The following is a 19,907-nucleotide window of genomic DNA, read 5'->3' as shown; positions in this document are numbered from 1 at the left end:
GGCCGGGCCACCTGCCCGGGGCGACCGATCCCGTCTGGCCGGGTGACGGCGCCCATGGCCGATCCGGAGCGACGTCTCAGCCGACGGCGCTGGTCGGCCCTTCTCTCTGCTGTCGAGCGATGCACTGGACAAACCTGTCCTACACTGTCGATTTCCCGTACCCACGGCCATGTTCTTTGACATGCATGCCGGTGACGCGATCGATCGCACGAAGCGTCGCGTCGGTCCTTCGCGCCACATCGATTTATGCCTTACCTTAGCCTTACCTTCCGCGCTCAGACCCGCGCCCGGAACGGCGTGAAGTCGGTATCCTCGTCGAATATCTCGACCCCCTCGGCCCGCTTCAGCGCGCCGACGACCAGATAGGTGACCGGGGTCAGCAGCACCTCCCACCCGACTTTCAGCGCCCATTGCGTGAACAGCACCACCACCACCAGCCCGCTCGTCCATCCCGGTGCGCCCAGGAACGCCAGCGGGTAGAAGATCAGGCTGTCGACCCCCTGCCCCACCACGGTCGATCCGATCGTCCGCGACCACAGGTGGCGCCCGCCCGTCCAGATCTTCATGCGCGCCATCACGTACGCGTTGACGAACTCGCCCGCCCAGAAGGCGCAGACGCTCGCCAGAACGATCCGGGGCACCTGCCCGAACACCGCCTCGTATGCGCTCTGGTTGGTCCATCCAGGCGCCGGCGGCAGTGCGACGACGATCCAGCTCATCAGCGCCATGAACAGCACCGCCGCCGTCCCGGCCCAGATCACCCGCCGCGCCCGGGCATAGCCATATACCTCGGTCAACACGTCGCCGATAACGTAACTCAACGGAAAGAACAGGATACCCGCCCCGAACGGCCAATCCCCGATCAGCGGCAGCGGCACCGTCGCGACCTTGCCAGCGCCGATCACGTTCGACAGCAGCAGGATGGCGACGAACGCCGCCATCACCAGATCGTAATAGCGGAAATCGATGCCCCGCCGCTCGCCCTTTGTCATGGCGGGCATTATGATCCCGGTTCCGTCGCCGGGCAATCCGCGCTAACTCCCGATCGGCACGCGCCCGTAGCTCAGTTGGATAGAGCACGAGCCTTCTAAGCTTGTGGTCGCTGGTTCGAATCCAGCCGGGCGCGCCAATCCTTGCAGCTTCGGCGGAACCGAAGCGTGCCTGCCGCGTGGTGTCGGCATGGCGCGGTCTCCCAGGCTCAAGGTCTTTCGGACCCCGATCGGCTTCCATGACGCCTATGTCGCGGCTCCCAGCCGAAAGGCGGCGCTCGCCGCCTGGGGCTCGGACCGCGACCTGTTCGCCCGCGGCATCGCCGAGCTGGTGACCGACCCTGCCCTGTCCGCCGAGCCGCTCGCCCAGCCGGGGGTGGTCATCCGCAAATCGCGCGGATCGGCGGCCGAGCAGCTGGCCGCCGCCCCGCCGCCACCGTCCCGTCCACCGGAGAAGCCGAAGCGACAGCCGGATACGGCCCAGCCGCGGCGCGTCACCGAAAAGCCGCCTGCTACGCCGCCCCCGCCGCCCCGACCCGATAGGGAAACGCTCGACGAGGCAGAGGCCGCCATGACAGAGGCACAGGCCCGGTTCGATCACGAGCAGCGCGAACTCTCGGCGCAGGAGGCGCTTCTGGCCCGCCATCGTCGCCAGGTCGAGCGCGATCACGCCCGAGAGCTGGACCGGCTTACCGCCCGTCGCGACCGCGCCGATCGCGATTATCGCATCGCTCTCGCCGACTGGCGCTCACATCATGACCGGCAGGCCTAGAGGACCGACCGTCGCTGATGCCGCGCTGATCCCCGGTCACTCCCACTCGATCGTGCCCGGCGGCTTCGACGTATAGTCGTAGACCACCCGGTTGACGCCCTTCACCTCGTTGATGATCCGCGTCGCGACGCGCGGCAGGAAGTCGCCCGGGAACGAGAAGGCCTGTGCCGTCATCCCGTCGACCGAGGTCACCGCCCGCAGTGCCAGCACCGAGTCGTAGGTCCGCGCATCGCCCATCACGCCGACGGTGCGGACCGGCAGCAGCACTGCGAACGCCTGCCAGATGGCGTCGTACAGGCCTGCATTCCTGATCTCTTCCAGATAGATGGCGTCCGCCTTTCGCAGGATGTCGCAGCGTTCGGTCGTAACCTCGCCGGGAATGCGGATCGCCAGGCCGGGGCCGGGGAACGGGTGCCGCCCGACGAAGATGTCGGGCAGCCCCAGTTCCCGCCCGAGGGCGCGGACCTCGTCCTTGAACAGCTCGCGCAGCGGCTCGACCAGCTTCATGTTCATCCGCTCGGGCAGGCCGCCGACATTGTGATGGCTCTTGATCGTCACCGATGGCCCGCCGGTGAAGCTCACGCTCTCGATGACGTCCGGATACAGCGTCCCCTGCGCCAGAAACTCGGCCCCGCCAATCTTCCTCGCCTCCGCCTCGAAGACGTCGATGAAGGTCTTGCCAATGAACTTGCGCTTGGCTTCCGGATCGGTGACGCCGGCAAGGCCGCTCATGAACAGCGTCTGCGCTTCGACATGGACCAGCGGGATGTTGTAATGGCCGCGGAAGAGGCCGACCACCTGCTCCGCCTCGCCCTGGCGCAGGATACCGCCATCGACGAAGACGCAGGTCAGCTGATCGCCGATCGCCTCGTGGATCAGCAGCGCCGCCACCGACGAATCGACCCCGCCGGACAGGCCGCAGATCACTTTGGCCGAACCGACCTGCTCGCGGATCTCGGCGATCTTGGCGGCCCGGAACTCCGCCATGCTCCAGTCACCGACAAGGCCACAGACGTGCCGGGCGAAGTTGGCGATCAGTCGCGATCCGTCGGGCGTGTGGACGACCTCCGGATGGAACTGCATGGCATAGATGCGGCGGGCATCGTCGGCGATGATGGCAAAGGGTGCGCCGCGGCTGGTGGCGACGACGCGGAAGCCGGGGGCGAGTTCGGCGACGTGGTCGCCGTGGCTCATCCATACCTGGTGCCGCTCGCCCTCCGCCCACAGGCCGTCGAACAGCGCGCAGGGTGCGCCGATGTCGATGAACGCCTCGCCGAACTCGCCGCCCATTCCCTTCTCGACCCGGCCGCCGAGCTGTGCGGTCAGCGCCTGCTGGCCGTAGCAGATGCCCAGGATCGGCAAGCCGCTGTCGAGGATCGCCTGGGGGATGCGCGGGCTGTCTTCATCGACCACCGAGGCGGGGCCGCCCGACAGGACGATGCCCTTGGGCGCCAGCCGGGCGAACGCCTCGTCCGCGGACTGGAAGGGGGCGATCTCGCTATAGACACCCGCCTCGCGGATGCGGCGCGCGATCAGCTGCGTCACCTGGCTGCCGAAATCGACGATGAGGATGCTGTCGGGGTGTTCCATCGCGGCGCGATAGCGAGATGCGGCCGATAACGAAAGAGGCCGCGCCTTCCGGATGGAAGACGCGGCCCTTGGCAGGCGATCGACGGCGCCGATCAGGCGACGGCGTCGTAATCCTCGTCGTCGTTCATGACCGGGCCCGAATCCTGACCCTTGGCCGAGACGTCGCGGTCGACGAACTCGATGATCGCCATCGGCGAGGCATCCGACTGGCGCGGGCCGGCCTTGATGATGCGGGTATAGCCGCCATTGCGGTCGGCATAGCGGGTCGCGATCACGTCGAACAGCTTGGCCAGCTGCGCGTCGTCGAGCAGGCGGGCATGGGCGAGGCGACGGTTGGACAGGCCACCCTTCTTCGCCAGCGTCACCAGCTTCTCGATATAGGGACGCAGTTCCTTCGCCTTGGCGACGGTGGTCGTGATCTGCTCGTGCTTGATCAGCGCGGCCGACATGTTGCGGAACAGGGCGAGGCGGTGGGCCGAGGTCCGCTGAAGCTTACGGCCGCCAACACGATGACGCATGATCAATCCTTTTCGTTCGTAGGGGGGCCGGATAAGGTACCCCGATCCAGGCGGTGTTGTAGAAGGGCCACCGCCATTTGCCCTGAACAGTCACAAAAGATCACACCCGTTCTGGTGTTCAACCGGGCCGCGGCAAAGCCGCGTCCTCTACGTCGAACGGATCGGCTGGAAGCCGACCCGCCGGCCGGACTAGTGCCGTCTCGCGGATAGCGCCGCTATCCGCGTGCGGCTCAGCCCATGATTTCCTGCTCGAGCTTCTTGGCCATCTCTTCGATGTTCTCGGGCGGCCAGCCGGGGATTTCCATGCCCAGCCGCAGCCCCATCGACGACAGCACTTCCTTGATCTCGTTCAAGGACTTGCGGCCGAAGTTCGGCGTACGAAGCATCTCTGCCTCGGTCTTGCCGACGAGATCGCCGATATAGATGATGTTGTCGTTCTTCAGGCAGTTCGCCGAGCGCACCGACAGTTCCAGCTCGTCCACCTTCTTCAGGAGGTAGCGATTGATCTGCTGGGTGTCGCCCGCAGGCTCCGCACCGGCCGCCGGCACCGCCGCCTGGCCGATCGGGGCCGAACGGGTGACCGACGAGTCGTCGAAGTGGACGAACAGCGCGAGCTGGTCCTGCAGGATGCGGCCGGCGTAGCCCACCGCGTCCTCGGGCGTGACGGTGCCGTCGGTCTCGATCGTCAGCGTCAGCTTGTCGTAATCGAGGTCCTGTCCGACGCGGGTCGGATCGACCTTGTACGACACCTGACGTACCGGCGAGTAGAGCGCGTCGACCGGGATCAGCCCGATCGGCGCATCGGCCGGACGGTTGGCAGTGGCGGGCACATAGCCCTTACCGACATCCGCGGTCAGCTCCATGTTGAAGGTCGCGCCCTCGTCGAGATGGCAGATCACCAGGTCCTTGTTCATGACCTCGATGTCGCCGGACACGGCGATGTCGCCCGCCTTCACCTCGCCGGGGCCGGTGGCCGACAGCTGGAGGCGCTTCGGGCCTTCGCCCTGCATGCGGATCGCGATCTGCTTTACGTTCAGGACGATGTCCGTCACGTCCTCGCGCACGCCGGCGAGGCTGGAGAACTCATGCAGGACGTTCTCGATCTTGATCGACGTCACCGCCGCGCCCTGGAGCGAGGAGAGCAGCACGCGGCGCAGCGCATTGCCGAGCGTCAGGCCGAAGCCACGCTCCAGCGGCTCGGCGACGAAAGTCGCCTTGCGCTTGCCGTCACCGCCCTTTTTCTCCAGGCCGTTCGGCTTTTTGAGTTCCTGCCAGTTCTTTGCGTTGACAGCCACGGGGTTCCCCTGGGTTGGAGGCCGGTGGGGCGCCGGCCTCTGATATAGCTTGGTAATCTGGACACCGGCTCGTCAACCGGTGCGGAAGGTCGATCCGTCGGTACTCAGACGCGCCGGCGCTTGGACGGCCGCACGCCGTTGTGCGGGATCGAGGTCACGTCGCGGATCGACGTGATCTGGAAACCCACCGCCTGCAGCGCGCGCAGTGCCGACTCGCGACCCGAACCGGGGCCCTTCACCTCGACCTCGAGGGTGCGGACGCCGTGCTCGGCGGCCTTCTTGCCGGCATCCTCGGCCGCGACCTGAGCCGCGTACGGGGTCGACTTGCGCGAACCCTTGAAGCCCATCATGCCGGCCGACGACCAGCTGATCGCATTGCCCTGCGCATCGGTGATGGTGATCATGGTGTTATTGAAGCTGGCGTTCACGTGCGCGACGCCGGCGGTGATGTTCTTGCGTTCGCGACGGCGAATACGCTGCGGTGCTTGTGCCATTTGGTAATTCCTGACCTTTTCCCTGATGCGGAAACCGGGAGGCGGCCTGCCTCGAACCTGTTTCCGACGGAGGAGAAGCTAAAACCGTCCCGCGGACCGTTCTTACTTCTTCTTGCCCGCGATCGGCTTCGCCTTGCCCTTGCGGGTGCGCGCATTGGTGTGCGTGCGCTGGCCGCGGACCGGCAGGCCCTTGCGATGGCGCAGGCCACGATAGCAGGCGAGGTCCATCAGACGCTTGATGTTCATCGCGGTCTCACGACGCAGATCGCCCTCGACCGTGTGGTCGGCGTCGATCGCTTCGCGGATCTGGAGAACCTCCTGATCGGTCAGGTCCTGCACGCGACGCTCGGCCGCAATGCTCAGCTTGTCGGTGATCTGCTTGGCCTTGGCCGGGCCGATACCGTGAATATAGGTCAGCGCGATGATAACGCGCTTGTTGGTCGGGATGTTGACACCCGCAATACGTGCCATGTGATGTAATCTCCTAGCTCCACAGCGATCGGCATGGCAGCACGACCGCTATCTCGACGCGTTGGCCCCGAACGCACGATGGCGACGAGCGCCAGATGACGCCGCCGGGAACCGGTGTTACGGAGTGAGGGTCAGTTAAGCGCACGGCAACGCCGTGTCAACCGGCCGGTTCCTCGGCTGGTCGGATCGCCGCCGCCTTTGTTCGCAGTCCGACCCAACGGCGGAGCGCCACCACGAACCAGATCAACTCGACCGCCCCGAACGGCCATGCCCCCTGCAGAAAGCCGTAGGCCGATCCCATCAGGCAGCCCAGCGCGAAGAGGAGAGTCCAGAACGGCGCCCGATCCTCCAGCACGTAACAGATCAGCATGAAGGTGACGGCGAACAGGCCGAAGGCGGTCAGGGCGTCCATCGGCGCCCATTAGCGGAAAGCGGGCAGTCTTGGTACCCGCCGGTAGTCACGCGGCCGCGCGCGGCCCCACCACCGCCGGCACGCCATCGTCCATCAGCCAGGCCAGCGCGTCCTCCTCGCTGTCGAACACCGCGCGCCGGTCATCGGCGATGCGCTTCGCCTGCATGCGATGGATCGCGCCGGACACGAGCATCGCGATCCGCTTCGACGGCGAGTCGGGCCGGACCATCTTGGCGAACTCCGCCGCGACGTTCTGCGGCAACAGGTTCTTGCGGCGCATGTCGATCAGCGTCCGGAAATGGCCGGGACGGGCACCATGCGCGATCATCGTCTGGAGCGCGGCGGCGACATCGGCCGCGAAGCGGACGGTGATGTCCACGTTCCAATCGCCCGTCAGCGTCAGCCGCAGGAACTCGTTGGCGGCATCCGGTTCGATCTGGTACGTCGGCTCGGTCATTCCGTGCCTCTAACACGCGAAAACTAACAACTATTTATACCGGCATCACGATCGGGGCAGGATGATGCGGGCGATCAGGCCCGGACGATTGTCGGCCAGTTCGAACCGCCCGTCATGAAGCCGTGCGACGGTGTCGATCAGCGACATGCCCAGCCCCGCGCCCGGTGTCGTCCGCGCCGTATCCAGCCGCCCGAACCGGCGCAGCGCCACGGCGCGGTCGGCCGGGGCGATGCCGGCACCGCGGTCCTCGACCTGGATCGCCACTCCTTCCGGATGAGGGGACAGCCGCAGCGTCACTTCTCCGCCCCCCGCGCCGTGCTTCAGCGCGTTGTCGATCAGGTTGCTGATCGCCTGGCTGATCAGTTCCCGGTGGAGCCGCATCGTCGGCACCGCCGTGTCCACCTCGACGACGAAGCCCAGGCCTGCCTCCTCGGCGACGGGGCCGTACAGGTCGGCGATCTCCTCGATCAGCGCGGCCGGATCGACATCGGTGAAGCGATCGCGGGATACCGACTCGGCACGGCTGATCTCGATCACCATCGTCAGCATGCGCATGACCACGTCGGTTTCCGCCAGCAGCCCGCCCAGCATCGCATCGCGCGCGGCCGGGTCGGCGTTCATCACCGCCTGCTCGGTCTTCGTCCGCAGCCTGGCCAGCGGCGAGCGCAGATCATGCGCCAGACTGTCGGTGACGACGCGCAGCTCCGTCATCAGCCGCTCCACGCGGCCGAGCATCAGGTTCAGCCTCGCGGCGAGCCGATCGAACGCGTCGGCGCCGCCCGCCACCATTTCCACCCGGCGCGACAGATTGCCCTGCCCCGCCGCCTCGATCACGCCGGCGATGCGATCCAGCCGCGCGCCGACATAGCGGGCAAGCACCAGTCCCGCGCCGATCCCCAGCGCCAGCGACAGGGTGACGGCGAGTGCCAGCGCGCTCTCGATCGCGCGCTGCTCGGCCTCGATCACGTCGAGGTTGCGGCCGGTCAGCAGCCAGTTCCCGCCGACCTGATGGAGGAGATAGCCGGTATCGTGCTGGCCCCAGCTGCCCTCCTCGCCCAGCCGCGCGACGTGGAAACGGGTGGGCCGCAACGGCACGGTCACACGGTCGGGCGCGTAGCCGATCAGTCGACGCCCCTGCGGATCGAGCATGGCGACCACCAGCGACACGTCGCCCGGCGGCCGTGCGTCCCTGACCGCCATGGCCAGCGCACCCTGCCCGCCCTGCCGCCAGATCGACAGAAGTGCATCGGACTGCTCGATCATCTCGCGCCGGGTCGCGGCGATCGCGTCGTCATGCGTCTGTTTCCAAACGAAGCCGACCAGGACGAGGTTTGATACCAGCGCCAGCGCGATCGCCAGCAGCGCGATCCGCGCCGTGACCGACAGCCGCATCAGATAAGGCGCATCAGAAGGAGCGCATCAGCCGTCGGCCGCCAGCCGGTATCCCGCGCCGCGGACCGTGTGCAGGATCGGCGAGTTGAATCCGTCCTCCAGCTTGCGGCGCAGGCGGCCGATATGCACGTCGACGACGTTCGATCCCGGATCGAAATGATAATTCCAGATTTTCTCCAGCATCATCGTGCGGGTGACGACCTGGCCGGCGTGGCGGGCGAGGAATTCCAGCAGGTTGAACTCGCGCCCGCCGAGCGCGATCGGGCGGCCGGCCCGGCTGACGTGGCGCGACAGCAGGTCGATCTCCAGATCGCCGACCGACAGGCGGGTCTTTTGCGGCTCCGTCGCGGCGCGATCGGCGCGGCGGACCAACGCCTCGATCCGGGCGGACAGCTCGGCGAACGAGAAGGGCTTGCACAGGTAATCGTCGGCGCCTGCCTTCAGCCCGTCGACCCGGTCGTCGACCGAGGCGAGCGCGGACAGGACCAGCACCGGCGTCGGGATCCTGGCGGCACGCAACGCGCCGACCATCGACAGCCCGTCCAGCCCCGGCAGCATGCGATCGGCGATGATCAGGTCGAACACCCCTTCGCTGGCAAGGAACAGCCCGTCACGACCGTCAGACGCGGTCTCGGCGGTATAGCCCGCCTCGACCAGCCCCTTGGCCAGATAGGCGGCGGTGGAGGGGTCGTCCTCGACGATCAGGATCTTGCGGGTCATCGGCCTTGCTCGTCTCGCTCGCGATCGTGCCGCGCGTACAGGAAAAGCCGGCGGAAAGCATCCTTTCCGCCGGCCCTACGGCACCCCCGGGAGTACGGGTACCGATCTCTCGTAACCTGTCCGGGTCCGTCGCGGCGGCGGGGACCCTGTGACAGTTGCGATAGAATCGGTCGGGATACCGGGGAGTGACCGGGCCATGACAAATGCGTCATGGACGGATGACGGGCCGTTCTCGCCCGGTCACCCCGCGCATGCAGGATCTTACCGTCGCGACCGCCACCGGCCCTTACAGGACCGGGCAGCCCTATCGAGGCTTCTCGTCGAGGATCGCGGCGATCGCCGCACCCACCACGGCCATGTCGGCCATGCCGTCGACCCGGCGAACCAGGCCTCGCGCCTCGTAGAAGGGCAGGATCGGTGCGGTCTTCGCCCGGTACTCGGCCATGCGCGTGGCGACCGTCTCGGCGTTGTCGTCCGGGCGGCGCTTGAATTCGGTCGATCCGCAGACGTCGCACACGCCCGGCTGTCGCGGCTGCTTGAACGTGTCGTGATAGCCCGTCCCGCACGCGGCGCAGGTATAGCGGCCGACGATCCGCTCGGTCAGCGCCGCCTCGTCCACTTCGAGCTCGATCACCCAGTCGAGCTGCTGGCCACGCTCGGTCAACAGCAGGTCGAGCGCCTCAGCCTGCGCGGTCGTGCGGGGATAGCCGTCGAAGATGGCACCGCTGGCGACGCCCTGATCGAGCCGCTCGCCGATCAACGCCGACACGATCGTATCGGACACCAGTTCGCCCGCATCCATCACCGCCTTGGCCTGCAGCCCCACCGGCGTGCCCGCCTTCACGGCGGCGCGCAGCATGTCGCCGGTCGACAGCTGCACCATGCCGCGGTCCGCCACCAGCGTCGCCGCCTGGGTGCCCTTGCCCGCGCCCGGCGGTCCCAACAGGATGATGTTCATGCCGCTCCCCTTGTCGCCCGGATGCCGTCCGTCCGCCGATCAGCGGAGGCGGCCGCCCTTCAGCTTCGCCTTCTTGATCAGGTCGCCATACTGGTGGGCCAGCAGGTGCGACTGGATCTGCGTCACCGTGTCCATCGTCACGTTGACGACGATCAGCAGGCTGGTCCCGCCGAGATAGAATGGGATCGACAGCGCCGACACCAGATATTCCGGCAACAGGCAGATGATCGTCAGGTATGCCGCGCCGATCACCGTGATGCGGGTCAGCACATAGTCGAAGTAGTTCTCGGTGTTCTTGCCCGGCCGGATGCCGGGGATGAACCCGCCGTACCGCTTCAGATTGTCGGCCGTCTCCTCGGGATTGAACACCACGGCGGTGTAGAAGAACGAGAAGAAGATGATGCCGGCACCGTACAGCAGCATGTACACCGGGCTGCCGTGCTGGAGATACTGGTTCAGCGAGATGATGAAGTCGCCCCAGGCGCTCTCCCCCGCCACGCGCTGGCCGGCGAACTGCGAGATGGTCAGCGGCATCAGCAGCAGCGACGAGGCGAAGATCGGCGGGATCACGCCCGCAGTGTTGATCTTCAGCGGCAGATGGCTGCGATCGGCCTGCATCCCCCGCTGGGTCTGGCGCTTGGGATACTGGATCAGGATGCGGCGCTGCGCGCGCTCCATGAAGCAGATGAACAGGATCAGCCCAACGACCGCGACGACGATGCCGATCAGCCGGATCGGATCCAGGCTGCCAGAGCGGCCACCCTCCAGCAGGTTGATCAGCGTCGTTGGCAGATGCGCGACGATGCCGGCCATGATGATCAGCGACACGCCGTTGCCGATGCCGCGGCTGGTGATCTGCTCACCCAGCCACATCAGGAACATCGTCCCGCCGATCAGCGAGATGACCGCGGCGATGCGGAAGGTCATCCCCGGCTCGATCACCGCGGCCACGCCGTTCGATGCGCCCAACGCCTCTAGGCCGACTGCGATGAAATAGCCCTGCACCGCCGTCAGCGCGACGGTGCCGTAGCGGGTGATCTGGTTCAGCTTCTTGCGGCCGCTCTCGCCTTCCTTCTTGATCGCCGCCAGCTTGGGGCTGAGCGAGGTCGCGAGCTGCACCACGATCGAGGCGGTGATGTACGGCATCACGCCCAGCGCGATCAGCGACATGCGGCTGAGCGAGCCGCCCGAGAACGTGTTGAAGAAGTCGAGCACGCCGCCCGTCGTCTTCTCGCTGAGCAGCCCTAGCGCGGTCGGGTCGACGCCCGGCAGCGGTACATAGGACAGCAGGCGGAACACGATCAGCGCGCCGATGGTGAACCACAGCCGCTTCTTGAGGTCGGTCGCCTTGGCGAATTTCGCCAGGTTGATGCTTTGCGCCATCTGGTCGGCTGCGGATGCCATGCGTATCGATGTCCTGGAAACCAATGCGGCGGGTAAGCGTTTGCCGCCCCCCGCCGCCATATAGTCACGCCCGCAGGCTTGTCTAACCTGCCGACGAAATTCCGCTCCGGCACGGGTGCCGGAGCCGAGCTCAGGTCAGGCCTTGAACGACGCCTTGTGAGCGGCGCGCTCCTTGTACTTGACGCCCTTCTTGGCGGCGGCCTTCTCCGATGCGGAGACCAGGACCGGCACCTCGACCGAGCCGCCGGCCTTCTCGACCGCCTCGCGCGCCGAGGCGGAGACGCCCGCGACCAGGAAGTTCAGCTTGGTGGTCAGCTCGCCCTTGCCCAGCAGGCGCACGCCGTCCTTGCCGCCACGGGCGAGACCGGCCGCCTTCAGGGCGGCGTGATCGATGGTCGAGCCGGCGTCGAGCTTGCCCGCGTCGACCGCGATCTGGATCGCGCCCAGGTTCACCTCGGCATGATCCTTGGCGAAGATGTTGTTGAAGCCACGCTTCGGCAGACGCATGTGCAGCGGCATCTGGCCGCCCTCGAACCCGGCGATCGACACGCCCTCGCGGCTCTTCTGGCCCTTCTGGCCGCGACCGCCGGTCTTGCCCTTGCCCGAGCCAATGCCGCGACCGACGCGGATCTTGGACTTGCGGGCACCCTGGTTGTCGCGGAGTTCGTTGAGCTTCATGATTGGCACTCGCTTTCGCTTTTGTCGCGCTGATGGAAAATGGAAGGCGCGCCCTTAGCGGAGCGGATGCGCGATGTCACCCCCGCATCTCATGTCGGCCGAGCGTCCGTGCTCCATCCGGCGATCGGCATCCCCTCCGGCGGATGCAGCCGATCCTTCAGCCGGCGGAGCGCGCGCTGACTTGCGCCGATCGTCGGCAGTTCGATGCGGCGAAACGCCCAATCCGCCACCGGCAGCGTCACTGCCGCCGTCGCAGCGACCAAGGCCAGTGTCGCGATCCCGGGATGGTCACCGATCCATACCGGCGCGATCCATCCCGCCAGCGCCCCGACCACCCCCAGCACGGGCAAGTGGAGCAGGTAGAGACTGTAGGAAATGTCGCCGAGCCACATCAGCGTGCGCCCGGCCAGCAGGCGGAAACAATCGGGACGGACATAGATGCTGCCGATCAGCAGCGCCGCCCCCACGCCTTCCAGCGTGGCCGCCGCTCCCTGATGATAGAGCCGATCGAAATCTGCACCGGTCATCAGCCGCGCGCACCACAGGATGCCGAATCCGACAAGCGCGACGATGCCGACGACCCAGCCGCGGCGGGCGGCACGCCGCCATGCCGGCACCGCGAGCGCGATGCCTGCGCCGAGGGCGAAGTCGACGAGGTAATTGGGAACGAGGACCAGACCGGTCGATGCCCGTATCGACACGATGGCAAGGCCCAGGGTCAGGGCCGCGAACGCCCAGACCGATCGGTGCATCGAAAGGAGGACCAAGGGCATGGCCAGCGAGCCGATCAACTCGACCGCTAGCGACCAGATCGGCACCGGCAGATACGGCTTGATCCCGGCGAACGCGAGCGCCAGCTTCGCCCACGACAGCGGCCAGACGGCAAAGTTCATGCTCGCCCACGCGGTCCCTGCGGCCGGCAAGGTGGCGTTGCCGAGCACGAGGAAGAAGCAGGTGGCGATACCGCAGGCGAACCAGAGCGCCGGATAGATCCGGAAGGCCCGGCGGAGATAGAAGAAGCCCACCTCCTCCAGTGTCAGCGGTGCCCGCATCAGCGACAGGGTGAGCACCAGACCGCTGAGGACGAAGAAGCTGACGACTGCCGCGTGCGCGTTGACCACGGTGGTCATCCAGAACGCAGGCCCTGCCCCGAAGTCCAGGTACAGTGCCGCATGGTAGACGAGCACGATCACGGCCGCGATCCCGCGCAGGGACTGAAGCTCCTTTACGATCGGACGTCCGGAGATGTCCTCCACCGCCCTGTCGAACACGGCCCCCGCCACACCCATTCCCCCGATTGATCGAGATCGGGGTAGAACGAGAAAAAGGCGATGCAAGCCCGTGGGCCTGCACCGCCTTTCCCGGCTGTTTCGCGATGGGACGAGAGGGTCAGCCCTCGATCGACACCATGTGCTGAACCTTGCGGATCATGCCACGGACCTCGGGGCTGTCCTCCAGCTCCGACACCTTGTGCATCTTGTTGAGACCGAGGCCGATCAGCGTCGCACGCTGATCCTTGGTCCGGCGGATCGGCGAACCGGTCTGCTTGATCTTGATGGTCGCCATCTCGCTTACTCCACGACGGCCGCGGCGTCGGCCTCGGCAACGCCCTTGTCGGCGCCGCCACGACCGAGCAGGTCCGCGATCTTCTTGCCACGACGCTGCGCGACCGACTTCGGGCTGGTCTGGTCGCCCAGAGCCTCGAAGGTCGCACGGATCATGTTGTACGGGTTCGACGTGCCGATCGACTTGGTCACCACGTCGGCGACGCCGAGGGATTCGAAGATCGCACGCATCGGACCACCAGCGATGATCCCGGTGCCCTGCGGCGCCGAGCGCAGCGTCACGCGACCGGCACCGAAGTGGCCGTTGCCGTCATGATGCAGCGTGCGGCCATCCTTCAGGGGAACGCGCACCATCTTCTTCTTGGCGGCCGCAGTCGCCTTCGAGATCGCCTCCGGCACCTCACGGGCCTTGCCGTGGCCGAAGCCCGCACGGCCCTTGCCGTCGCCCACGACGACCAGCGCCGCGAAACCGAAGCGCTTGCCGCCCTTCACCGTCTTCGACACGCGGTTGATGTGGACGAGCTTCTCGATCAGCTCCTCGCCGCCATCGTCGCTGCCGGGACCACCGCGACCGCGGTTGTCGCGACCACCGCGACCGCCGTCGCGACCGCCACGGTTGCCGCCCGGGCCACCACGACCGCGACCGCCGCCGCCGCCGGGTCCACCACGGCCACGGCCGCCGCCCTGACCCTGATAACCGCCACCGGTGTTGCCGCCGGTGTTAGCGCCGGCGTCACCGGCGGGAGCCTCAACCACGGCGTTCTCGCCGGGCTGCGACTGGGTATCGTTGTTGTCGGCCATTATATCAGAACTCCAATCCGGCTTCGCGAGCCGCCTCGGCCAGCGCCTTGACGCGACCGTGGAACAGGAAACCGCCGCGATCGAACACGACCTTGGTCACGCCCGCCGCCAGCGCCGCCTCCGCAACGCGCTTGCCGACCGCGGAGGCGGCATCGACGTTGGCGCCCGACGCATCGCGCGCCGTCAGCGTCGAGGCCGCGGCCACGGTGCGGCCGGCGACGTCGTCGATCACCTGCGCATACATGTGCTTGCCCGAGCGGTGCACGGACAGGCGCGGCCGGGTGCCGGCCCGCGCACGCAGCGCGGTACGGTTGCGCCGGCGGCGCTTCTCGAAGAGTGTCATACCCTTGGACATTACTTCTTCTTCCCTTCCTTGCGGAAGATGAACTCGCCGTCGTACTTGATGCCCTTGCCCTTGTAGGGCTCCGGCTTGCGCCAGCGACGGATCTCGGCGGCCAGCTGGCCGACCTTCTGCTTGTCGGCGCCACTGATCTCGACCGTGGTCGCATCGGGGGTCTTCACCTCCAGGCCTTCCGGCACGTCGATGTTGACATCGTGGCTGTAGCCGAGCTGCAGCTTCAGGTTCTTGCCCTGTGCCGCGGCGCGGTAACCGACGCCGGTGATGACCAGCTTCTTCGAAAAGCCCGTCGTCACGCCCGTCACCAGGTTCTGCACCATGGTCCGCTGCATGCCCCAGAACGCGCGAGCGCGCTTGGTGTCGTTGGCAGGCTGCACCGAGATGCCGCCGTCCTCCAGCGTGTAGCTGATCTCGTCACGCAGCGGCATCGTCAGCGTGCCCTTCGGGCCCTTGACGCTGATGATGCCATTGTCGATCGTCGGGGTCACCCCGGCCGGTACGCTGACCGGCTTCTTGCCGATGCGGCTCATCAGAAGACCTCCGCGAGCACTTCGCCGCCGACATTCTGCTCGCGCGCTTCCGCGTCGGACAAAACGCCGCTCGGCGTCGAGACGATGGTGATGCCCAGGCCGTTCATCACGCGCGGCAGCTCCTGCGAGCCGCTGTACACGCGGCGACCCGGCTTGGAGACGCGCGCGATGTGCTTGATGGCCGGCTGGCCCTCGAAATACTTGAGCTCGATGCGCACGCCAGCGGCGGGGCCCATCTGCTCTTCGGAATAGCCGCGGATATAGCCCTCGCGCTGGAGGACGTCGAGCACGCGGACGCGAAGCTTCGACGCCGGCGAAAGGACGCTGTCCTTGCGCGCGCGCTGGCCGTTGCGGATGCGGGTGAGCAGGTCACCCACGGGATCGGTCACTGCCATCTCAAATGGTCCTTACCAGCTCGACTTCGTGAGGCCGGGGATCATGCCCTTGTTGGCAAGATCGCGCAGCATGACGCGAGCGAGACGGAACTTGCGATAATAGGCGCGCGGACGGCCCGTGATCTCGCAACGGTTGCGGATACGCGTGGGATTCGCGTTGCGCGGCAGCTCGGCCATCTTCAGCCGCGCGATCAGACGCTCGGTCTCGTCGAGCGACTTGTCGTTGGCCTGGGCCTTCAGCTTGGCGAGCTTCGGGGCATACTGCTTGACCAGCTTCTTCCGACGCTCATTCTTGTTGATCGAACTCAGTTTCGCCATGGACTTAAGCTCTTCCTAGTAGCGCCCCCCGGCGAACCGGGGAGCGGGGAGATGTCAGGCCGCCTTCTTCTCTTCGGCGGCCTCTTCCTGCGGGAACGGGAAGCCGAACAGACGGAGCAGCTCGCGCGCCTCGTCGTCGGTCTTCGCCGTGGTGGTGACGATCACGTCCATGCCGCGCACCTTGTCGATGCGGTCATAGTTGATCTCGGGGAAGATGATCTGCTCCTTGATGCCGCAGGCATAGTTGCCGCGACCGTCGAAGCTCTTGGGGTTCAGCCCGCGGAAATCGCGAACGCGCGGCAGCGCAATCGTGATGAAGCGGTCGAGAAACTCGTACATCCGCTCGCGGCGAAGGGTCACCTTCACACCGATCGGCATACCCTCGCGCAGCTTGAACTGCGCGATCGACTTCTTCGCCTTGGTGATGACCGGCTTCTGACCAGCGATCAGCTCCATCTCAGACGCAGCCTGGTCGACGCGCTTCTTGTCCTGGGTGGCTTCGCCGACGCCCATGTTCAGCACGATCTTCTCGATCCGCGGGATCTCGTTGACGTTGGCGTAGCCGAACTTGTCGGTCATCGCCTTGACGATCGTGTCGTCATAGATGCCCTTCATCCGGGGCTTGTAGGCATCAGCCATCGATCTTCTCCCCGGACTTCACGGCCACGCGGACCTTCTTGCCATCCTGCGTCTCGAAACGGACGCGGGTCGGCTTGCCGTCGGCGGTCACGTGCGCGACCTTCGAGACGTGCATCGGAGCCTCCACCTTGACCAAGCCGCCCTGCGGCTCGGCCTGGGTCGGCTTGCGGTGACGGGTGGCGACGTTGACGCCCTCGACGACGACCTTGCCGTCCTTCGGCATGGCCAGCGTCACCGTACCGGTCTTGCCCTTGTCCTTACCGGACAGGACGATGACGCGGTCACCCTTCTTGATCTTGGCGGCGGCCATTACAGCACCTCCGGCGCGAGGCTGATGATCTTCATGTGCTTCTTGCCACGCAACTCGCGCACCACCGGCCCGAAGATACGGGTGCCGATCGGCTCCTCGTTCTTGTTGACCAGCACGGCGGCGTTGCCGTCGAAGCGGATGGTCGAGCCGTCGGCCCGGTGGATGTCCTTGGCGGTGCGGACGATGACGGCGCGGTGCACGTCACCCTTCTTCACCTTGCCGCGGGGCTGTGCTTCCTTGATGCTGACGACGATGATGTCGCCGACCGATGCCGTACGACGCTTCGAGCCGCCCAGCACCTTGATGCACTGCACCCGCTTCGCGCCGCTGTTGTCAGCGACGTCGAGATTGGACTGCATCTGGATCATGGATCCTGCTTCCTTCTCTTATCTGGGGTGGATTCCGACCCAACCCCGCCTGAAAATAACGACCCCGGCGGCGGGCGAACCCGCGCCGGGGGAGCGGCCCCTTAACCGCTCCGCGTCGAAAGCGCAACGCCTCCGACGACGGTGCCGACCGTGACCCACAAAGGGGTCACGACCGACGCTTACGCGTCGACGTCGACGCGCTCGGGGGTCGCGTGGGTGTTCACCCGGTCGAGGACCTTCCACGTCTTCAGCTTCGACATCGGTGCGATCTCTTCGATGCGCACCGTCTCGCCGGCCTTGAACTCGTTGGCCTCGTCATGGGCGTGGTACTTCTTCGAGCGACGGATGATCTTGCCGTAGAGCGGGTGCTTGACCTTGCGCTCCACGTTCACGACCACGGTCTTGTCGCCCTTGTCGGACACGATCAGTCCGGTCAGCACGCGCTTCGGCATGATACGTATCCTTACTTGGCAGCCGCGGCGCTGGTGCGCTGCGCCTGAAGGGTCTTGATGCGCGCGATGTCGCGACGGACCTCGCGCACGCGGCTGGGCTTCTCGAGCTGGTTCGTCGCCGCCTGGAAGCGGAGGTTGAACTGCTCGCGCTTCAGCTGGCCGAGGCTCTCGGTCAGCTGATCGTCGCTTTGGCCGGTGAAATCAGTGGCCATCTTACTCGCCTCCGAGGTGGCTGGTGTCACCCAGGCGGGCGACGACCTTGGTCTTGATCGGGAGCTTCATGGCAGCGCGCTCGAACGCCTCTGCGGCGATCTTGCCCTCGACGCCGTCGAGCTCGAACAGGATCCGGCCCGGCTTCACGCGGGCGGCCCAGAACTCCGGTGAACCCTTGCCCGAGCCCATGCGGACTTCGGCAGGCTTCGACGAGACCGGCACGTCCGGGAAGATGCGGATCCACAAACGCCCCTGGCGCTTGATGTGACGCGTGATCGCGCGGCGTGCCGCCTCGATCTGGCGGGCGGTGATCCGCTCCGGCTCCATCGCCTTCAGGCCATAGGCGCCGAAGTTGAGGCTGGTGCCACCCTTGGCATCGCCATGGATGCGGCCCTTGAACGCCTTGCGGAACTTGGTGCGCTTCGGTTGCAGCATGTCTCTTGTTCCTTAGCGACGGTCGTCGCGTGCCGGACGCACGCCGGAGGTCTGTGCCTCCATCATGAGCCGGTCGGTCGCCATCGGGTCGTGACCCAGGATCTCGCCCTTGAACACCCAGACCTTCACGCCGCACACGCCGTACGACGTGTGGGCCTCGGCCTCGGCATAGTCGATGTTCGCGCGCAGCGTGTGCAGCGGAACGCGGCCCTCGCGATAGCTCTCCGAGCGGGCGATTTCCGCGCCACCCAGACGGCCGCCGCAATACACCTTGATGCCGTCGGCACCCAGGCGCATCGCCGACTGCACCGCACGCTTCATGGCGCGACGGAACGCGATGCGGCGCTCCAGCTGATCGGCAATGCCCTGCGCGACCAGGCGGGCGTCCACCTCGGGCTTGCGGATCTCGACGATGTTCAGCGAGACGTCAGACGAGGTCATCGCGCCGATCGTCTTGCGCAGCTTCTCGATGTCGCCACCCTTCTTGCCGATGATGACACCGGGGCGCGCGGCGAAGATCGAGATGCGGCACAGCTTGGCCGGACGCTCGATGACCACCTTCGAGATCGCCGCCTGGGGCAGCGTCTTCATGATGTACCGGCGGATCTTCAGATCCTCCAGCAGCAGACGGCCATAGTCCTGCCCCTCGGCGAACCAGCGGCTGTCCCAGGTGCGGTTGATCTGCAACCGCATCCCGATGGGATTGCTCTTGTGACCCATTATGCTTCTTCCTGCTCGCGCACCACGATGCGCAGACGGCTGAACGGCTTCAGGATGCGGGTGGACTTGCCACGGCCGCGGGTCGCGAAACGCTTCATGGTGATCGACTTGCCGACCGACGCCTCGGCGACGACGAGGGCGTCGACGTCGAGGTTGTGGTTGTTCTCGGCATTGGCGATGGCCGAGGCCAGAACCTTGCGCGCGTCGACCGCCATGCCCTTTGTCGAGAAGGCCAGGATGTTGAGCGCGTCGGACGCCTTCTTGCCGCGGATCAGGCCGGCGACCAGGTTTAGCTTCTGCGCCGAACCGCGGATCTGCGTGCCGACCGACAGCGCTTCCTTGTCACCGACCTTGCGGGGGGATGCTGGCTTCGACATCAGCGCTTGCCCTTCTTGTCCGCCGCGTGGCCCGGGAAGTAGCGCGTGGGCGCAAACTCGCCGAGCTTCATGCCGACCATGTCCTCGTTGACGGACACGGGCACGAACTTGCGACCGTTATAGACGTTGAACGTCAGACCGACGAACGACGGCAGGATGGTGGAGCGACGCGACCAGGTCTTGATCGGCGAGCGCGCACCGGAGTCCTGCGCGGTCTCCGCCTTCTTCAGCAGGCTCAGTTCGACGAACGGGCCCTTCCAGACTGAACGAGCCATG

General features: G+C 66.4%; 30 protein-coding genes and 1 tRNA gene. 2 read left to right on the top strand and 29 right to left on the bottom strand.

Going from position 1 to position 19,907, the window contains the following annotated elements; translation table 11 throughout:
- Positions 1-275: 275 nt before the first annotated feature.
- Entirely contained in the window at positions 276-1,001 is a 726-nt protein-coding gene (locus ABC319_RS17440) for a queuosine precursor transporter (RefSeq protein ID WP_413071436.1), read from the bottom strand.
- Positions 1,002-1,052: 51 nt separating this feature from the next.
- Between ABC319_RS17440 and ABC319_RS17435 the strand changes: the two genes are divergently transcribed.
- A tRNA-Arg gene (locus tag ABC319_RS17435) sits at positions 1,053-1,129 on the top strand.
- Positions 1,130-1,179: 50 nt separating this feature from the next.
- Entirely contained in the window at positions 1,180-1,761 is a 582-nt protein-coding gene (locus ABC319_RS17430; protein ID WP_413071435.1) for a hypothetical protein, read from the top strand.
- Positions 1,762-1,797: 36 nt separating this feature from the next.
- On the opposite strand, the gene guaA is transcribed toward ABC319_RS17430, so the two are convergent.
- The 28 genes from guaA to rpsS all read right to left on the bottom strand — a co-directional run bounded on the left by guaA (position 1,798) and on the right by rpsS (position 19,906).
- A complete protein-coding gene (gene guaA / locus ABC319_RS17425; RefSeq protein WP_413071434.1) occupies positions 1,798-3,351 on the bottom strand; it encodes a glutamine-hydrolyzing GMP synthase in 1,554 nt (517 codons plus the stop codon).
- 92 nt (positions 3,352-3,443) lie between these two features.
- Positions 3,444-3,869, bottom strand: a complete 426-nt coding sequence (gene rplQ, locus ABC319_RS17420; protein ID WP_413071433.1) for a 50S ribosomal protein L17 — start codon at positions 3,867-3,869, stop codon at positions 3,444-3,446.
- Between the two features lie 230 nt (positions 3,870-4,099).
- Positions 4,100-5,164, bottom strand: coding sequence for a DNA-directed RNA polymerase subunit alpha (locus ABC319_RS17415; RefSeq protein WP_413071432.1), 1,065 nt, complete (start codon positions 5,162-5,164; stop codon positions 4,100-4,102).
- Positions 5,165-5,268: 104 nt separating this feature from the next.
- Positions 5,269-5,658 (bottom strand): 30S ribosomal protein S11, encoded by a 390-nt coding sequence (rpsK, locus tag ABC319_RS17410; RefSeq protein ID WP_019516037.1) that lies wholly within the window; start codon positions 5,656-5,658, stop codon positions 5,269-5,271.
- 102 nt (positions 5,659-5,760) lie between these two features.
- Positions 5,761-6,129 carry a 30S ribosomal protein S13 gene (gene rpsM, locus ABC319_RS17405; RefSeq protein WP_413071431.1) on the bottom strand — a complete coding sequence of 123 codons (369 nt, stop codon included), beginning with the start codon at positions 6,127-6,129 and terminating at the stop codon, positions 5,761-5,763.
- 157 nt (positions 6,130-6,286) lie between these two features.
- Positions 6,287-6,541 (bottom strand): hypothetical protein, encoded by a 255-nt coding sequence (locus ABC319_RS17400; protein ID WP_413071430.1) that lies wholly within the window; start codon positions 6,539-6,541, stop codon positions 6,287-6,289.
- A gap of 46 nt (positions 6,542-6,587) precedes the next feature.
- The gene (locus ABC319_RS17395) at positions 6,588-6,998 is read right to left on the bottom strand and encodes a hypothetical protein (protein WP_413071429.1); all 411 of its coding nucleotides are present in this window, start codon (positions 6,996-6,998) and stop codon (positions 6,588-6,590) included.
- 45 nt (positions 6,999-7,043) lie between these two features.
- On the bottom strand, positions 7,044-8,390 hold the full coding sequence (locus tag ABC319_RS17390) for a sensor histidine kinase (RefSeq protein ID WP_413071428.1): 1,347 nt from the start codon (positions 8,388-8,390) through the stop codon (positions 7,044-7,046).
- A gap of 27 nt (positions 8,391-8,417) precedes the next feature.
- Positions 8,418-9,110 (bottom strand): winged helix-turn-helix domain-containing protein, encoded by a 693-nt coding sequence (locus ABC319_RS17385; protein WP_413071427.1) that lies wholly within the window; start codon positions 9,108-9,110, stop codon positions 8,418-8,420.
- 304 nt (positions 9,111-9,414) lie between these two features.
- Positions 9,415-10,068 (bottom strand): adenylate kinase, encoded by a 654-nt coding sequence (locus tag ABC319_RS17380; RefSeq protein WP_413071426.1) that lies wholly within the window; start codon positions 10,066-10,068, stop codon positions 9,415-9,417.
- A 39-nt stretch (positions 10,069-10,107) separates the two neighbouring features.
- Entirely contained in the window at positions 10,108-11,472 is a 1,365-nt protein-coding gene (secY, locus tag ABC319_RS17375; protein WP_413071425.1) for a preprotein translocase subunit SecY, read from the bottom strand.
- Positions 11,473-11,607: 135 nt separating this feature from the next.
- Positions 11,608-12,150: a 50S ribosomal protein L15 gene (rplO, locus tag ABC319_RS17370; protein WP_413071424.1), complete on the bottom strand. Its 543-nt coding sequence runs from the start codon at positions 12,148-12,150 to the stop codon at positions 11,608-11,610.
- Between the two features lie 89 nt (positions 12,151-12,239).
- On the bottom strand, positions 12,240-13,421 hold the full coding sequence (locus tag ABC319_RS17365; protein ID WP_413071423.1) for an acyltransferase family protein: 1,182 nt from the start codon (positions 13,419-13,421) through the stop codon (positions 12,240-12,242).
- A gap of 118 nt (positions 13,422-13,539) precedes the next feature.
- Positions 13,540-13,716 (bottom strand): 50S ribosomal protein L30, encoded by a 177-nt coding sequence (rpmD, locus tag ABC319_RS17360; protein ID WP_413071422.1) that lies wholly within the window; start codon positions 13,714-13,716, stop codon positions 13,540-13,542.
- Positions 13,717-13,721: 5 nt separating this feature from the next.
- Positions 13,722-14,516, bottom strand: a complete 795-nt coding sequence (gene rpsE, locus ABC319_RS17355; protein WP_413071421.1) for a 30S ribosomal protein S5 — start codon at positions 14,514-14,516, stop codon at positions 13,722-13,724.
- A 4-nt stretch (positions 14,517-14,520) separates the two neighbouring features.
- Complete coding sequence (rplR, locus tag ABC319_RS17350) at positions 14,521-14,871, bottom strand: 50S ribosomal protein L18 (protein ID WP_413071420.1); 351 nt, start codon at positions 14,869-14,871, stop codon at positions 14,521-14,523.
- Positions 14,871-15,404: a 50S ribosomal protein L6 gene (gene rplF / locus ABC319_RS17345; RefSeq protein WP_413071419.1), complete on the bottom strand. Its 534-nt coding sequence runs from the start codon at positions 15,402-15,404 to the stop codon at positions 14,871-14,873. The genes rplR and rplF overlap by 1 nt, the downstream gene beginning before the upstream one ends.
- Entirely contained in the window at positions 15,404-15,799 is a 396-nt protein-coding gene (rpsH, locus tag ABC319_RS17340; RefSeq protein WP_413071418.1) for a 30S ribosomal protein S8, read from the bottom strand. Before rpsH ends, rplF begins: the two co-directional genes overlap by 1 nt.
- Positions 15,800-15,811: 12 nt before the next feature.
- A complete protein-coding gene (gene rpsN / locus ABC319_RS17335; RefSeq protein WP_413071417.1) occupies positions 15,812-16,117 on the bottom strand; it encodes a 30S ribosomal protein S14 in 306 nt (101 codons plus the stop codon).
- Positions 16,118-16,171: 54 nt separating this feature from the next.
- Entirely contained in the window at positions 16,172-16,756 is a 585-nt protein-coding gene (rplE, locus tag ABC319_RS17330; RefSeq protein WP_413071416.1) for a 50S ribosomal protein L5, read from the bottom strand.
- Complete coding sequence (gene rplX, locus ABC319_RS17325) at positions 16,749-17,066, bottom strand: 50S ribosomal protein L24 (protein ID WP_413071415.1); 318 nt, start codon at positions 17,064-17,066, stop codon at positions 16,749-16,751. Before rplX ends, rplE begins: the two co-directional genes overlap by 8 nt.
- Positions 17,066-17,434, bottom strand: a complete 369-nt coding sequence (rplN, locus tag ABC319_RS17320) for a 50S ribosomal protein L14 (RefSeq protein ID WP_017979484.1) — start codon at positions 17,432-17,434, stop codon at positions 17,066-17,068. The genes rplX and rplN overlap by 1 nt, the downstream gene beginning before the upstream one ends.
- Positions 17,435-17,613: 179 nt before the next feature.
- Positions 17,614-17,886: a 30S ribosomal protein S17 gene (rpsQ, locus tag ABC319_RS17315; RefSeq protein ID WP_305173170.1), complete on the bottom strand. Its 273-nt coding sequence runs from the start codon at positions 17,884-17,886 to the stop codon at positions 17,614-17,616.
- Between the two features lie 11 nt (positions 17,887-17,897).
- Positions 17,898-18,098, bottom strand: a complete 201-nt coding sequence (gene rpmC, locus ABC319_RS17310; protein ID WP_413071414.1) for a 50S ribosomal protein L29 — start codon at positions 18,096-18,098, stop codon at positions 17,898-17,900.
- Position 18,099: 1 nt separating this feature from the next.
- Positions 18,100-18,534 (bottom strand): 50S ribosomal protein L16, encoded by a 435-nt coding sequence (rplP, locus tag ABC319_RS17305; RefSeq protein WP_055845527.1) that lies wholly within the window; start codon positions 18,532-18,534, stop codon positions 18,100-18,102.
- A gap of 12 nt (positions 18,535-18,546) precedes the next feature.
- Positions 18,547-19,254 (bottom strand): 30S ribosomal protein S3, encoded by a 708-nt coding sequence (rpsC, locus tag ABC319_RS17300; protein WP_413071413.1) that lies wholly within the window; start codon positions 19,252-19,254, stop codon positions 18,547-18,549.
- Positions 19,254-19,631, bottom strand: a complete 378-nt coding sequence (gene rplV / locus ABC319_RS17295; protein ID WP_305173174.1) for a 50S ribosomal protein L22 — start codon at positions 19,629-19,631, stop codon at positions 19,254-19,256. The genes rpsC and rplV overlap by 1 nt, the downstream gene beginning before the upstream one ends.
- Positions 19,631-19,906: a 30S ribosomal protein S19 gene (gene rpsS / locus ABC319_RS17290; RefSeq protein WP_413071412.1), complete on the bottom strand. Its 276-nt coding sequence runs from the start codon at positions 19,904-19,906 to the stop codon at positions 19,631-19,633. Before rpsS ends, rplV begins: the two co-directional genes overlap by 1 nt.
- Position 19,907: the final 1 nt, after the last annotated feature.

It is taken from the genome of Sphingomonas phoenicis (assembly GCF_047238005.1).
Lineage (GTDB): Bacteria > Pseudomonadota > Alphaproteobacteria > Sphingomonadales > Sphingomonadaceae > Sphingomonas.
This window is presented reverse-complemented; position numbering and strand designations above follow the sequence as displayed.